The 13,985-nt window shown below is 47.8% G+C and carries 11 protein-coding genes; 4 read left to right on the forward strand and 7 right to left on the reverse strand.

What is annotated here, in order from left to right; translation table 11 throughout:
• Positions 1–19 precede the first annotated feature (19 nt).
• Positions 20–1,747, forward strand: coding sequence for a glycoside hydrolase family 36 protein (locus tag HGP28_RS09095; protein WP_168836133.1), 1,728 nt, complete (start codon positions 20–22; stop codon positions 1,745–1,747).
• A gap of 66 nt (positions 1,748–1,813) precedes the next feature.
• Here the strand turns inward: HGP28_RS09095 and lolE are convergent, their stop codons facing one another.
• Genes lolE through lolC form a run of 3 tightly spaced genes read right to left on the reverse strand, consistent with a single transcriptional unit; the run spans position 1,814 to position 4,972 of the window.
• Positions 1,814–3,052, reverse strand: a complete 1,239-nt coding sequence (gene lolE, locus HGP28_RS09100; RefSeq protein WP_168836134.1) for a lipoprotein-releasing ABC transporter permease subunit LolE — start codon at positions 3,050–3,052, stop codon at positions 1,814–1,816.
• Positions 3,052–3,771, reverse strand: a complete 720-nt coding sequence (gene lolD / locus HGP28_RS09105) for a lipoprotein-releasing ABC transporter ATP-binding protein LolD (protein ID WP_168836135.1) — start codon at positions 3,769–3,771, stop codon at positions 3,052–3,054. Before lolD ends, lolE begins: the two co-directional genes overlap by 1 nt.
• Positions 3,764–4,972 carry a lipoprotein-releasing ABC transporter permease subunit LolC gene (gene lolC / locus HGP28_RS09110; RefSeq protein ID WP_168836136.1) on the reverse strand — a complete coding sequence of 403 codons (1,209 nt, stop codon included), beginning with the start codon at positions 4,970–4,972 and terminating at the stop codon, positions 3,764–3,766. The genes lolD and lolC overlap by 8 nt, the downstream gene beginning before the upstream one ends.
• A gap of 388 nt (positions 4,973–5,360) precedes the next feature.
• Between lolC and HGP28_RS09115 the strand changes: the two genes are divergently transcribed.
• From HGP28_RS09115 to HGP28_RS09125, 3 genes are read left to right on the forward strand one after another with little or no spacing between them, the layout of a single operon-like run.
• Positions 5,361–5,954, forward strand: a complete 594-nt coding sequence (locus HGP28_RS09115) for a PilZ domain-containing protein (RefSeq protein ID WP_168836137.1) — start codon at positions 5,361–5,363, stop codon at positions 5,952–5,954.
• A gap of 12 nt (positions 5,955–5,966) precedes the next feature.
• On the forward strand, positions 5,967–9,428 hold the full coding sequence (mfd, locus tag HGP28_RS09120; RefSeq protein WP_168836138.1) for a transcription-repair coupling factor: 3,462 nt from the start codon (positions 5,967–5,969) through the stop codon (positions 9,426–9,428).
• A gap of 6 nt (positions 9,429–9,434) precedes the next feature.
• Positions 9,435–10,199, forward strand: coding sequence for a peptidoglycan binding protein CsiV (locus HGP28_RS09125; RefSeq protein WP_168836139.1), 765 nt, complete (start codon positions 9,435–9,437; stop codon positions 10,197–10,199).
• A gap of 105 nt (positions 10,200–10,304) precedes the next feature.
• Here HGP28_RS09125 and HGP28_RS09130 read toward each other — a convergent pair whose 3' ends face one another.
• From HGP28_RS09130 to hinT, 4 genes are all read right to left on the reverse strand, one after another.
• Entirely contained in the window at positions 10,305–11,594 is a 1,290-nt protein-coding gene (locus tag HGP28_RS09130) for an NAD(P)/FAD-dependent oxidoreductase (RefSeq protein ID WP_168836140.1), read from the reverse strand.
• 522 nt (positions 11,595–12,116) lie between these two features.
• Positions 12,117–12,656 carry an alpha/beta hydrolase YcfP gene (gene ycfP, locus HGP28_RS09135; RefSeq protein WP_168836141.1) on the reverse strand — a complete coding sequence of 180 codons (540 nt, stop codon included), beginning with the start codon at positions 12,654–12,656 and terminating at the stop codon, positions 12,117–12,119.
• A gap of 117 nt (positions 12,657–12,773) precedes the next feature.
• The gene (locus HGP28_RS09140; RefSeq protein WP_168836142.1) at positions 12,774–13,205 is read right to left on the reverse strand and encodes a YcfL family putative periplasmic lipoprotein; all 432 of its coding nucleotides are present in this window, start codon (positions 13,203–13,205) and stop codon (positions 12,774–12,776) included.
• A 388-nt stretch (positions 13,206–13,593) separates the two neighbouring features.
• On the reverse strand, positions 13,594–13,953 hold the full coding sequence (hinT, locus tag HGP28_RS09145; protein WP_168836143.1) for a purine nucleoside phosphoramidase: 360 nt from the start codon (positions 13,951–13,953) through the stop codon (positions 13,594–13,596).
• Between the last annotated feature and the right edge of the window lie 32 nt (positions 13,954–13,985).

Below are 13,985 nucleotides of genomic sequence, written 5' to 3' on the forward strand. Positions count from 1 at the left end.
TGTGACGAGTGGAACTCTAATGATTAACAATAATATGACGCTTTTGGTCGACTCAAATCAGATTGAGACGATAATTCACGGTGATGAATTCACATTCAAAATTAAAGATGACTCCCATTTTGAGCTTTCATCGCAGACCGCGCTTTGGCGCATGACTCTCGCGCTCGACAGTCATGCGCAAATTCTCGGTGATGGATTTCAAATGCTCGCACAAACCGGTGGGCGTATTGACCAACCTCACCCGATTGGCAGATGCCCCGATAATAATGGGGAGTATCGCATTTATCCGATTGACGCGCCGCAGCGCTATTACAACTATCTGGTAATTCAAACCAACCAAGATTTTTGTTTAATGGGCTTTAGCTCGTGCCAGCGTTTTGCAGGCTATTTTGAAATCGAACCACAAGCGGATCATTACGCAATTACCGCCTATCTCGATGGTGAAGAGCTACTTACCTCAGAGCTTACCAATCGATATCTTGAATCGCTCGTTGTGATCCGCGAGGCGACATTAGACGCTGTTTTTTCTCGCTTTAGCAACGCCATTGCTCGCCACCACACGCCTTGCGCTGGAACACACGCACAAACACCCGTGGGCTGGTGTTCATGGTATGCGTATTACGCTAATGTCACTCAAGATCATATCGCCGAGAATCTTGAGGCAATGCAAGATGCCTTCGCTGAGATTGAGTGGGTATTACTAGATGATGGTTATCAAGCCCACATGGGCGATTGGTTAACCCCTTCGAACAAATTTCCAGATGGCATTGACGCTGTGATTGCCAATATTCGCGCAAAAGGCAAAAAGCCTGCAATTTGGATAGCCCCTTTTATCGCAGATAAAGACTCTGAACTGCTGAGCAATCATCCGGATTGGTTCGTAACTCACAGTGACGGCAAATTACTCAAAGCCGAAGAGATAACCTATGGCGGATGGCGCTGCACCCCTTGGTTTATTTTGGATACCTCTCACCCTGAGGTTCAGGCGCATTTAACCTCCGTAGTACGCAAGATGCGCGAGCAATGGGGTGTTGAACTCTTTAAGCTCGATGCCAACTATTGGGGCACATTGAAAGGCCAGCGCTTTGCCAACGTGACCGGTATTGAGGCTTATCGTATGGGAATGGAGGCAATTCGTCGCGGCGCGGGAGAGGCGTGGTTATTGGGCTGCAACGCGCCGATGTGGCCATCATTAGGGCTGGTGGATGCGATGCGCGTCTCAGACGATGTCGAGCGTTTTTCTGGTCGCTTCGAGCAAATTGCCAAAGAAAATTTCTGCCGCAGTTGGCAACATCAACGTTTGTGGCAAATTGACCCAGATTGCGCCACCTTCACTTCATTGCCTAACCAAGCTGCAGAGTATGAGGCTTATGACTTTCATCGCAATGCGCTGCTTGCCAGTGGCGGCTTATTGCTCAGTGGCGACCCTCTCCCAGATGCCTCACCTCTTGCGGTTTCATCATGGCAAAAGCTGGTACTAAGACAATCACAAAACTCCGCCAACGCGCGTTTTGACGATCTGCATTTTCACCATGCGACCCTAACGTTAAATACCAAAGAAACCCTACATTGCGCATTCAATTATCACTACAACGGCGCGCAAACCCTGACTTTGCAAAGTCAGGTGGCCTGTAATTGGTTTGATTATTGGAGTGGGGAGAAGCTAAATAGCGAGCCAACGGCTTTATTTGAGTTGTCTTTACCTTCAGGGCTTGCCGCTCGAAGCCTGATAAGCCGAGCGATTTAAATCGTTCAACCTTCCCCAAGCACTGTAAAAAACAAGGCTTGGGGATGGCTTAGGCATTCAAAGGCATTAGTGACCGCTCAATACGGCAGCTGGCAATACTTTGGCAGCGCGTGAGGCGGGATACCAGGTAGCGCACAAGCTAAGAGCAATAGCGGTAGCCGAAACGACTATCACATCAGAAAACATCAACTGGGAAGGCAGAAAATCAACAAAGTAGATATCACCAGATAAAAACTGATGCCCAACCAGAGTCTCTAAACCTCGAATCAGCGCCGTTAAGTTACTCGCCACCAACACACCAAGAACACTGCCAATTACACTTCCTAGCACACCAGAAAACAAACCTTGGCTGATAAAAATACGTTTTATCAAACGATCGTTCGCTCCCATGGTACGTAAAATCGCAATATCTGCCGCGCGGTCTTTCACCGCCATCATCAGCGTTGAAACAATATTAAAGCACGCTACGCCTATTACCAGTACCATGACTAAATACATAATGGTGCGCACCATCTGAATATCACGATAGAGATAACCAAATTTCTGCTGCCAACTGCGCAAATAGACGTAAGCGCTCACCTGTTGCCCCGCTTCGCGAACAATATTTTGACTCTCTAGCACTGAGCTGGTTTTGAGAGAAATCCCCGTCACGCCTGAGGCCAAACCCGCGTACTCTTGCGCATCTTGCAATGGCAACAAGGCTAAGCTGTGATCAATTTGACCATTGAGCGTCAGCAGCCCCGCGACTTGAACACGAATGCGTTTCGGTGCAGTCACCTTCTGACTTTCTCCAGCTTGCGGAATGAGCAAAGTGACAAAATCACCCACTTTAGCTCCTATAGTATCTGCAATCCCTTTGCCTAAGATCATTTGGCGCTGACCGGGTAAAAATGCCTTTTGCCCTTTCTTATCGACAAAACTGAAAATCGACGAGACCTGAGGCTCCAGCTGCGCATCGATACCGCGAATTTCGAGCGCTTTCATTGTCGCCCCTTTTTCGACCAGCCCAGTTAAACGCACATAAGGGGCTCCCGCTATCACTTGTGGATGCTCAGTCGCTTGTTCAATGATCAAAGGCCACTGCTCAATTGGCGCATTAACCCCTTCCATTTCCGCGTGAGAAACCACCGAGAGCACGCGCTGCTGCAACTCGCGCTCAAAGCCATTCATTGCTGAAAGTCCGATAATAATAACCGCCACGCCAACAGCGATACCGATCATCGACGATACTGAAATGAACGAGACCATTTTGTTGCGTTTTTTCGCGCGACTAAAGCGATAACCTATTGTCAAAGCCAGTGACATTACGCCTCCTCAACTTGACTTTGAGCCATCACAACATTCGGTTCATTTTTTACCAAAAGGCCATCTTGCATCACCACTTGGCGATCCATTTTCGCTGCCAACTCTTTGTCATGAGTCACCACCAAGAAAGCGGTTTGCGACTCTCGATTCAGCTCACGCATCAAATCATAAATCGCAAGCGCACTTTGATGATCCAAGTTCCCAGTTGGCTCATCGGCAAGCACCAACGCAGGCTTATTGACTAGGGCTCGAGCAATTGCGACACGTTGCCGCTCCCCGCCAGACAGTTCAGCGGGCCTATGATGAACTCGATGAGCCAAACCGACTTGCTTAAGCAAGGTTAATGCACTTTGCTCAGCCGCCGCCTTACGCGCGCCACCAATGAGAAGGGGCATCATCACATTTTCCAATGCGGTAAAATCCGCCAATAAGTGATGGAACTGATAAATAAAGCCCAGATGCTGGTTGCGAACTTTGGCTTGCTGATTGCCCGTCAAACTCAAGAGATCGTAATCAAGAAACTGCACCTTACCTTCGGTTGCATCATCTAACGCCCCCAATATATGCAGCAAAGTGCTTTTTCCTGAACCAGAGCTACCCACAATCGCCACCAACTCTCCGGGTTTCATTGAGAAGCTAACGCCCTTAAGTACCTCAGTTTCAAGCTCACCTTCGCGGTAAGTTTTGCGAACATGGGTACAAGACAATAAGTTATTCATAGCGTAGCGCCTCAGCAGGTTTCACAGATGATGCTCGGTAAGAAGGATACAAGGTTGCCGTGAGGCTCAAGACAATGGCCAATGCCACCACCAGCACAATTTGCATTGGTTCAATTAAAATCGGCAGTTCGCCACCATAGGCAAATAACGCAACGCCCATAGCCTCTAAGACGGTGTTTAAATGACTAGCCAAGATCACGCCAAGAGCGCCCCCCGCTACTGCGCCAATTACGCCGCTGCTAGCACCTTGTACCATAAAAATCGTCATCACTTGACCTGAAGACATACCTTGCGTTTTTAGAATTGCGACTTCAGATTGCTTCTCCATCACCACCATAATCAGTGCCGAGATGATATTAAAGGCGGCAACACCAACAATCAGACCAAGCATAAGGCCCATCATATTCTTTTCCATTTTTACCGCTTGAAACAGCTCACCGCGCTGCTCACGCCAATCGTGCCATTGCCAGCTGGCCGGTAGCGGCTTATTGGCTAACTCAGCCACGCGAAATGGATCATCAAAAAATAGACGCCATCCAGAGATGGTATTTGGTTTAAATCGCAGCAATCGGCGCAAATCCTCGATATGAGTGATCATAAGCTGACCATCCACATCAGAGCCGGTATTAAAAATACCCATCACAGTAAAATTACGTTGGCTTGGCATGCGCCCAAGCGGCGTAAGCAGCGAGGCGTTGGTCGCTAAAAGCCGAACTTTGTCTCCGACCGAGACACGCAAGTCACGCGCTAACTGATGCCCCAGAAAAACGCCATACTGCCCTTGAGTCAAACTCTTAATATGGCCCGCAATGAGATACTGAGTAATCGGGTCGTCTGCCGCAGGTTCCACCCCAACGGCGTAACCGACAGAGAGATTGGCCGGACTTTGCAACACCACTTCACTTCGTACCAGCGGGGCGGGTGGACGCGTTTCAGACAATTCGGTGATAAAACTCGGCGCCGCCAATTGCTGCGGCGTTGGCCCATGTTCCAAGCCGATAACCGCTTGTGGCAACACACCTAAAATACGTGATTTCAGTTGCGCTTCAAAACCATTCATGACTGACAATACGGTGATAAGCGAAAGGACGCCAATAGTGATACCAGCGGTCGACATATAAGAAACAAAGCGACTAAACCTATCACCGGAGCGGCCTTTGAGATAGCGCAACCCAATAGCTACCGATACAGGATGAAACATACACGATCCGTAAATGAGAATAATATACCCAAGTAACCTAGGCCCAAACAACTCGATGAAGCAGGTCGGTGGTAAACGAGCAAAGCCTCTAAGCACGTCATCAACATAGATACACTATGTGGTGAGGTTTATCAGAGCCAGCCAACAATACTGCAACTTCAAGTGGAAAGGGTATAACGGTCATCGAGACGATAATTTGAGTATGATAACTCAAAAAAGTTCGAAACCGTAATTCAACCACTAAGCGGGCAAAATTTAATCAAACTTCGTCATTCTCACCAAGTTTGCATAACGGCGCTTGATATGTTGCGCGTCTTGACGATAATCACCTCACTGAGTCAGATTTTTCAGTGAGATACCGCAGCCTACGCAGTGAGAAGGATTGCCCATGACAGAATCAGAATACTTCACCGTTCGTCATCGCATGACGATCAATGTCGAGATGCTACCCCCTGAGTTTTCGCTGCCAAGCGAGGATGCTTTCGAGGCGCAGATCCCTACTCCCTTTCGCGTTGCCAACGAGTTTTGCCAACTGGACCAAATGGCCGAAAATGCACGAAGTGAACTCAAGCAGAGCGACTTTACTCACGTGATCGGGCTGCTTGATGCACAAAATGCCAAACTGAACCTTTTGCTCAGCTTTATGTTGGCACAACAAGACGATGAAAGTTTGCGCTTTTTTACCACGGATTTCGGCGCTAGCGAAGTGCGTTATTTAAGTCCAGTCTCACAAGACATCGGCCAATTAGCACGCGTCAAACTGTTTATTGACCATCCAGCCGCTGCCATTTTCTGTTATGCCGAAGTGATTCGCTGCGAAACGGTGAGTGACGCTCAAACTGAGACTGGCGAGACACAATACCGCATAACTTTACGCTATCAAATGCTACGCGACATCGACCAAGATCTGCTGATCAAAGCAGCTCTGTACCAACAGCAAAAACTGCTTCGCCAACGCTCACTTGAGCGCGAAAGAAAATAGACTGAGTTGATAATGAACCCAAATGCCATTCTGTCGGTTCCGCAACCAAGCGGTGCGGGCGACAAAAAACACTTCGGTAATCTCACTGGCGCCGCGCTTGCCCTGTCAGTTGCAGAACTTGCGCAAAACCACCCTAGCCACACTCTGTTTGTGGTGCCAGATCCGCAAACCGCGCTTAAGCTGCAAGCGGAGATTGAACAGTTTTTTCAAGGTGAAGTGGCTATTTTCCCCGATTGGGAAACTCTGCCTTACGACAACTTTTCACCCAACCAAGAGATCATCTCCGACCGAATTGAACGGCTTTTTCAACTGCCACAGCAGCGTAGCGGCATTACCATCGCGCCAATTAGCACCCTGTTGCAGCGCCAATCACCTCGTGATTTTCTGTTGCAGCACACGCTAGTGGTAAAAACAGGCGATCAATACTCTCTTGAACGACTGCGAATACAGCTGGAAAACTCTGGCTACCGCCACGTTGATCAAGTTTTTGGACCAGGTGAGTACGCCAGCCGAGGCTCAATTATCGACCTTTACCCTATGGGTAGCCGCGACCCGTATCGAATTGATTTTTTTGACGACGAAATTGATACAATTCGCACCTTTGATGCCGAAACCCAGCGTTCAACAGCGGATATTGGTGAGATTCGCCTCTTACCCGCGCACGAATTTCCCACCAATGACAACGCCATTGAAGAGTTTCGCATTCGCTGGCGCAGTAAATTTGACGCGCGTCGTGAACCCGAGTCGATTTATGCTCAAGTGACAAAAGGCGTATGGCCAGCCGGCATTGAGTATTGGCAGCCGCTTTTTTTTGAGCGCACTGAGACACTGTTTGATTATTTAGACTCGAACACCCAAATCGTCAGTGTTGGCGATTTGGATGCCGCTATCGACAGTTTTTGGACCGATATCGAATATCGTTACGATCAAAAACGTGTTGACCCAATGCGGCCGCTGCTTGCTCCTGTCGAACTTTGGCAAACCAAAGACGAACTGTATGGCCATTTAAAATCGCACAGCCAAATTCGACTGCATTGCGACCCTGTTGAAGCAAAAGCGGGGCGCACTAACGCCAACATTGAAGCGCTGCCAACACTGCATGTTCAGCAGCAAAATAAAGAGCCTCTAGCTCAATTAGGTCAATTTGCCCACCAGTTTGACGGCAAAGTGATCTTCTCCGTCGAATCGCAAGGCCGCCGCGAAGCGCTGTCCGAACTCTTAGCTGGGATTCAGATCCGCCCTAAAGAGTGCGAAAGTCTAACCGAAGCACTGAGCAGTGATGAGCGTTTTACGTTGATCCTCGGCGCCAGTGAACATGGCTTCCTTGCACTGACTCCGCGCTTTGCCCTCATCTGCGAAAGCGACCTGCTTGGCGATCGCGTCATTCAACGCCGCAAAAAAGACAAACGCGCAGTCAATAGCGATACTGTCATTCGTTATCTCGCGGAGTTAAAGCCAGGTCAGCCTGTGGTGCACATTGACCACGGTATCGGACGTTATATCGGGCTGCAAACCCTCGAAGCGGGTGGCATGAAAACCGAATATGTCACTCTTGAATACCAAAATGACGCCAAACTGTATGTGCCGGTGGCATCGCTTAATCTTATCAGCCGTTATTCTGGTGGTGCCGACGATACCGCGCCCATCAACCGACTTGGCAGTGAGTCTTGGGCCAAAGCGCGACGCAAAGCGGCCGAAAAAGTGCGGGATGTGGCAGCGCAATTGCTTGATGTCTACGCCAAACGCGAACTCAAACCCGGCTTTAAATTCGCCCTTGACCGAGGTCAATACGCCACATTTAAAGCAGGATTCCCATTTGAGGAAACCGACGACCAGTCAATGGCGATTAACGCGGTACTCTCTGATATGTGCCAAGCCAAAGCTATGGATCGCCTCGTCTGTGGTGATGTCGGTTTTGGTAAAACCGAAGTGGCAATGCGCGCGGCGTTCGTCGCCACCGACAACGGCAAACAAGTCGCGGTTCTTGTGCCAACCACGCTTCTTGCACAGCAGCACTTTGAAAACTTTCGTGACCGCTTTGCCAACTTGCCAATTCGCGTTGAAGTGTTGTCACGCTTTAAATCGGCCAAAGAGCAAAAGCAGATCATGCAAGCGGTCGCCGAAGGAAAAGTGGACATCGTTGTTGGTACTCACAAGCTGCTTTCAAGCGACATTCAATTTCGCGATTTGGGGCTATTGATTGTCGATGAAGAACACCGCTTTGGCGTGCGCCAAAAAGAGAAAGTCAAAGCGATGCGCGCTGATGTCGATATTTTGACGTTAACAGCGACACCAATCCCGCGTACTCTGAATATGGCCATGAGCGGTATGCGTGATTTGTCGATTATCGCCACGCCACCAGCACGACGTCTTGCAATTAAAACCTTTGTTCGACAACACGACAACAGCGTGATTCGTGAAGCGGCGCTGCGTGAAATCATGCGTGGTGGCCAGGTTTACTTTCTGCATAACCAGGTTGAAACGATTGAAAAAGTCGCTGAAGATCTTGAAAAGCTGATCCCAGAAGCGCGCGTGACCGTAGCCCATGGGCAGATGCGAGAGCGCGAGCTTGAACAGGTGATGAACGATTTTTATCATCAGCGTTTCAATCTACTCGTGTGTACGACCATCATTGAGACCGGGATTGATATTCCAACCGCCAACACCATTATTATGGATCGCGCCGATAACCTAGGACTCGCTCAGCTTCACCAACTTCGTGGACGTGTCGGCCGCTCACATCATCAAGCGTACGCCTATCTGCTCACGCCGCATCCCAAAGCCATGACTAAAGACGCAATTAAACGTCTTGATGCTATCGCTTCATTAGAGGATCTTGGTGCCGGCTTTACACTGGCAACACACGATTTGGAAATTCGTGGTGCTGGTGAGCTTTTAGGCGATGAACAAAGTGGGCAAATTCAATCAGTTGGATTTACACTCTATATGGAGATGCTTGAACAAGCCGTCGAAGCCCTAAAAGAAGGTAAAGAGCCCTCTTTGGATGATTTGCTGCGCGAGCAAACCGAAATCGAAATGCGGTTGCCAGCTCTATTGCCCGATGACTATATTCCGGATGTGAATACAAGACTATCAATGTACAAACGTATTGCCAGTGTCACCGAGCAAAACGCATTAATTGAACTGAAAGTGGAACTTATCGACCGCTTTGGCACCTTACCAGATGCCGCAAAAAATCTTCTAGAAGTGGCGGAGCTCAAGTTAGTTGCTGCAATGCTCAGAGTGAAGAAAATCGAAGCTCATGATAAGGGTGGCTTCATCGAGTTTTACCCAAATGCAGCCATCAACCCAGCATTTTTGGTCAATTTGCTACAGTCACAACCACAAAAATTTGCAATGGATGGTCCAACAAAATTCAAGTTTGTCGTACCATTAACCGATCGGAGAAAGCGAGTACAATGCGTCCGCGATCTCCTAAACGACTTTCAACAAAATTTATTACCAACGAGTTAAATCTGCATGCGATTGTTTATTCCACTGCTGTTACTTTGCGTTTCATTGCCTTCTATGGCCCGTCAATTTGATGTTGAAATCGTGATCTTTAAGCGCACGGTTGACGCTGAGCAAACCATGGAGGCCTGGCCTAACACTCAACCGACAATTGATATGCGCCGCGTTGCTGAGTTTACCGATATTGAATATCAGACTGCCAAAGGAGTAACCCTGCTGCCTGAAAATGACTATCAGTTAAATTCACAAATCCGCGCGCTACAAAACCACGCAGGCTTTGAAGTTTTGTTCCACAAGGCGTGGCGTCAAGGAGATGAAGGCTCGCGTTCAGCGCCAACCTTTCATATCACGGCAGGTAAGGATTATTCGGGTGAATTCGTCGCTGACGTGACCACAAGCCAAGGTAATACTGAAAGCATTACTGGCACCGTTCTTACGCCACTGTTTGAGCTTGATGGTAAAGTACAAGTCTATGTTCAACACTACCTCTACGCCGACATTGAGCTTGACCTAAAACAGCCAAGCGTCAGGAATGTTACCATTGCCGATACTGAGTTGAACGAAGAGTCGTTTTTTGTAGATAGCGTCGATGGCAATGTGCAAATTGCCAATATGGCAGAGATCTCTCCCACTTTTGAGCAAGAGACCTTCCTAAAGAGTTATCGTTTTGATCAAAAAAGACGAATGCGCAGTGGCGAAACTCACTATTTTGACAACCCACTCATGGGCGTGATTTTGCAAGTGCGTCGTGTAGAGCAAACCACGACTAACTAATTGAAATTGAAGGATTGAAGAACGAACTGAACCTTTGATCTCTTCAGGTAATATAAATATCAAAATGGGCGCTAAGCGCCCATTTTGATATCTTAATAATGAGTGTTAATGCAATTTCAAATTCGGTCGTAGCACTCGATTGATGCGACTCACCAGCATAATCAATCCGGTTTTTACCACACCATGCAACGCCATTTGGTGCATTCGATACAGCGAAATATAGACGACTCGAGCAATGCGCCCTTCGACCATCATCGACCCCTTAGTGAGATTCCCCATCAAGCTGCCGACTGTTGAAAAGCGACTGAGTGAGACTAATGAACCGTGATCTTTATAGATGTAATCTTTTAACGGTTTATTATTCAACTTCGCCATAATATTTGTGTAAGCGTGACTCGCCATTTGGTGCGCCGCCTGCGCGCGCGGGGGAACAAAACTGCCATCAGGTTGAGTGCATTGCGCCAAATCACCGATAACAAAAATATCGTCATCTCGCGTTGTTTGCAGCGTTCCCTTCACCACCAACTGATTGATGCGGTTAGTTTCCAACCCAGCGATATCTTTAATGAAATCTGGTGCCTTAATGCCAGCGGCCCAAACCATGATCTGCGCTGGAATTTTTTCGCCATCTTTGGTGGTCAATCCATCTGAATCAGCCTGAGTGACCATAGTTGCAGTGCGAACGTTCACACCGAGTTTAACCAGCTCATGGTGCGCTGCGGTCGAAATTCGTGGCGGCAACGCCGGCAAAATACGTTCACCGGCTTCAACCAAACTCACCTTCAATTTGGTTGAGTCTAAGTCGCCAAAGCCATAGCTGTGCAACTCTTTAATCGCATTATGCAGTTCTGCTGATAACTCAACACCCGTCGCACCAGCGCCCACGATAGCGATATCCACTGTCCCCTGCCCATTTTTTGCGTGCAGCTTTAGAAATTCGTTATTCATTTCTGTACGAAATCGGTCAGCTTGCTCTGGGCTATCCAAAAAGATGCAATGTTCACGAACGCCTGGCGTATTAAAATCATTTGAGGTTGAGCCAATTGCCATAACCAACACGTCATAATCGAGTTCGCGGCTGGGCATCAACAATTCACCTTCATCATCCAATAACGGACTGAGTGTGATGGTTTTATTCTCGCGATCAATCGCCGCCAAACTACCAAGCTGAAACTCAAAACCGTGATTACGAGCGTGCGCACGATAGCTTAACGCATCCACCCCCTCATCGAGCGAACCAGTTGCCACCTCGTGAAGTAACGGCTTCCACAAATGGCTGGCATTACGATCCACTAACGTCACTTGCGCGCGATTTTTTCGACCCAAGGTTCGGCCAAGTTTTGTCGCGAGCTCGAGTCCACCTGCGCCTCCACCAACAACAATAATTCGAGTCATACAACATCCCTCTAAAATAACAAAATGAAAAATAAGGCTGGGTACGGCCAGTCGAACGCGAGCGTCGCTCAAGCGTTTATGTCCTGGCAACCTGACGCTATACCGCTGAAACTTCAAGTAGGACGCGTATATAACGCCGCGTTATGTGAGCACTTCGTGGACACAGATAAAACTAACTGGCTGAAAATTCGATAGTTAGAGTCTTTAAGATTGAGGTAAATAATAAGATGACATTGAATGCCTCTACCTAAACAACTTAACGTTGCTGCTGCAAATTACGCTACTGGTTCAAATGACAAATCTACGGCGAGTTCACTCGCTCTCAATTTTTTTTGATATTTATCAAATTATTTTGCACAAAATCATTATATAGGCCGCGCTACATCACGCAAGCAAAATCCCACACGAAAAATGTTAATTGAGCAAAATTTATTACAAACAATGACAAAACAATCAACAACAGGCTTTTGAATGCAACATAAGCAAGTTGCAGCCTTGCTGCAACTTTAAGTTTGACGGGAATTACGCGTTCTTAAACGCTTTAATGGTTTGAAGGTGGTGAGAGAGTTGTTTGAATTTATGACCTTGCTGCTCATCCCACACGATAGGATAAGTGGCACCCAGCGTTTCTGCCGTCACTTGATTGTTATGAATCTCATCGTTACGCGACAAGATCACCATGCATTTATCGCGATTTTTGTCGCGAAATTGTGTGACGCATTTGGTCGCAATATCTTGATACTCTTCAGGTCTGTCGATACGACCTTGCATATTTTGCTCTGGGTGCAGATTTGGATTGATCATCACCTGCTTAATACCACACAAAAAGCCAATACGCTCGGCCCAGTACGCACCAAGACCAACCCCGCAAACCAATGGCGCAGGATCGTCGGATGCCTCAATTGCCTTATGCACTTCTTTTAACAAATGCGCCATATCATGCTTAGGGTGTAATGTGCTGTAGTTGACAAAACGAACATCTGGGTCGATAAACTGCAGCTGCAATACCTTTTCATGGTTACCAGGGCTTGTGGAATCAAAGCCATGCAAATAGATAATCATGATCACTCTCCTTGTAAAACGGTATTCTTGTAATCTACCACGATTCCTATGGCTTTTCCGATAACGGCTATCTACACTGCCACAAAATAGTGATCAAAAGCGTAAAATCTCTTCAAATTACGGTTGGAATATCGCGGCGGAATTTAGTTGCGCGTCCTTGATTTTGACTCGAAACTGCGACGCTTGAACCACAGGCGCAATCGCGGACAGGGTAATAGACTCTTCAGATAGGACTAATGTGGTTTGCCACGGGCTCGGCTCGACCACCTCGAGTCCCTGGTCATCGTACCAATAAAACCGATATTCAAGTTCGACAGGGGTGTTAAAGCGATTTTTCAACACAACACTGGCCTGGGTACGATTTCGAACTTGATGCTGGGTTTCACTCACCAGCTCAAAACGCGCCGCAAGCATGCTATCAACGAAAAAGACACTACGATCTCCTTGATCAATGGCAAGAGTCGCGGTTTCGTCGGGGTTACTCGCACACCCCAACAGACTCACCAACAATAGCCAGATACTGCCTTGCAACCCGAACCGGCTTAGCAAAGCTCCTTGTGATAAAGACCGTTTTCGTCGCATTGTCCACATAACAAGCTTCATTACCACCTCGCATACTTTTGTCATATCCATCAAAGTAAGTCAGTGTTCAAAAATCGTGCTCAGGAAGTCAATAAGTGACCACCCATGAAACGGAAGAAACACAGGGCAAAAGATAAAGATATTGCTAACGCCTTTCGTGTTTCGCGATACCCACACAACTTAAAGATGCAACTTCAACAGGTGGATGAGTCCAGTATGGCACCATACATAAAGAACGTGAAGTTGCAGCTTGGCGACAAGCGGGGAAAGGTAATTCGGCAGCGTGGGGCATTGAGATACTTTGGAAGAGAACAATCGTGCTAGCGCACTAGGCCAGCACGACATTGCTCTGCGCTTAATCGTCGAGAGAAACCACGAGTGGGCCGAACGGCTTGCCTCCCAGCAAATGCATGTGAATATGATAAACCTCCTGGCCGCCATGAGCATTGCAATTGACAATCAGACGGTAGCCATCTTTGTCAATCCCTTCTTCGCGCGCAAGACGCCTTGCGACTGAAAACATCCGGCCCATCATCAGCTCATCGTCTTCGGTGACATCATTGACGGTTGGGATAAGCTTATTGGGTACAATCAGAATATGCGATGGCGCGCGCGGGCTAATGTCGCGAAATGCAGTGACCAAGTCGTCTTGATACACGATGTCAGAGGGGATCTCTTTACGAATAATTTTACTAAAAATGGTTTCTTCAGCCATATTAACTCCAAATACTGAGGGGCAAAAATTTT

Source organism: Vibrio agarilyticus (assembly GCF_012641465.1).
Classification (GTDB): Bacteria; Pseudomonadota; Gammaproteobacteria; order Enterobacterales; family Vibrionaceae; genus Vibrio; species Vibrio agarilyticus.

What these genes read in the sequence shown, in the direction of transcription:
- HGP28_RS09095 (WP_168836133.1), top strand. Translation starts at nt 20, where the DNA reads ATGATTAACAATAATATGACGCTTTTGGTCGACTCAAATCAGATTGAG.
- lolE (WP_168836134.1), bottom strand. Translation starts at nt 3,052, where the DNA reads ATGTCACTGGCTTTGACAATAGGTTATCGCTTTAGTCGCGCGAAAAAA.
- lolD (WP_168836135.1), bottom strand. Translation starts at nt 3,771, where the DNA reads ATGAATAACTTATTGTCTTGTACCCATGTTCGCAAAACTTACCGCGAA.
- lolC (WP_168836136.1), bottom strand. Translation starts at nt 4,972, where the DNA reads ATGTTTCATCCTGTATCGGTAGCTATTGGGTTGCGCTATCTCAAAGGC.
- HGP28_RS09115 (WP_168836137.1), top strand. Translation starts at nt 5,361, where the DNA reads ATGACAGAATCAGAATACTTCACCGTTCGTCATCGCATGACGATCAAT.
- mfd (WP_168836138.1), top strand. Translation starts at nt 5,967, where the DNA reads ATGAACCCAAATGCCATTCTGTCGGTTCCGCAACCAAGCGGTGCGGGC.
- HGP28_RS09125 (WP_168836139.1), top strand. Translation starts at nt 9,435, where the DNA reads ATGCGATTGTTTATTCCACTGCTGTTACTTTGCGTTTCATTGCCTTCT.
- HGP28_RS09130 (WP_168836140.1), bottom strand. Translation starts at nt 11,594, where the DNA reads ATGACTCGAATTATTGTTGTTGGTGGAGGCGCAGGTGGACTCGAGCTC.
- ycfP (WP_168836141.1), bottom strand. Translation starts at nt 12,656, where the DNA reads ATGATTATCTATTTGCATGGCTTTGATTCCACAAGCCCTGGTAACCAT.
- hinT (WP_168836143.1), bottom strand. Translation starts at nt 13,953, where the DNA reads ATGGCTGAAGAAACCATTTTTAGTAAAATTATTCGTAAAGAGATCCCC.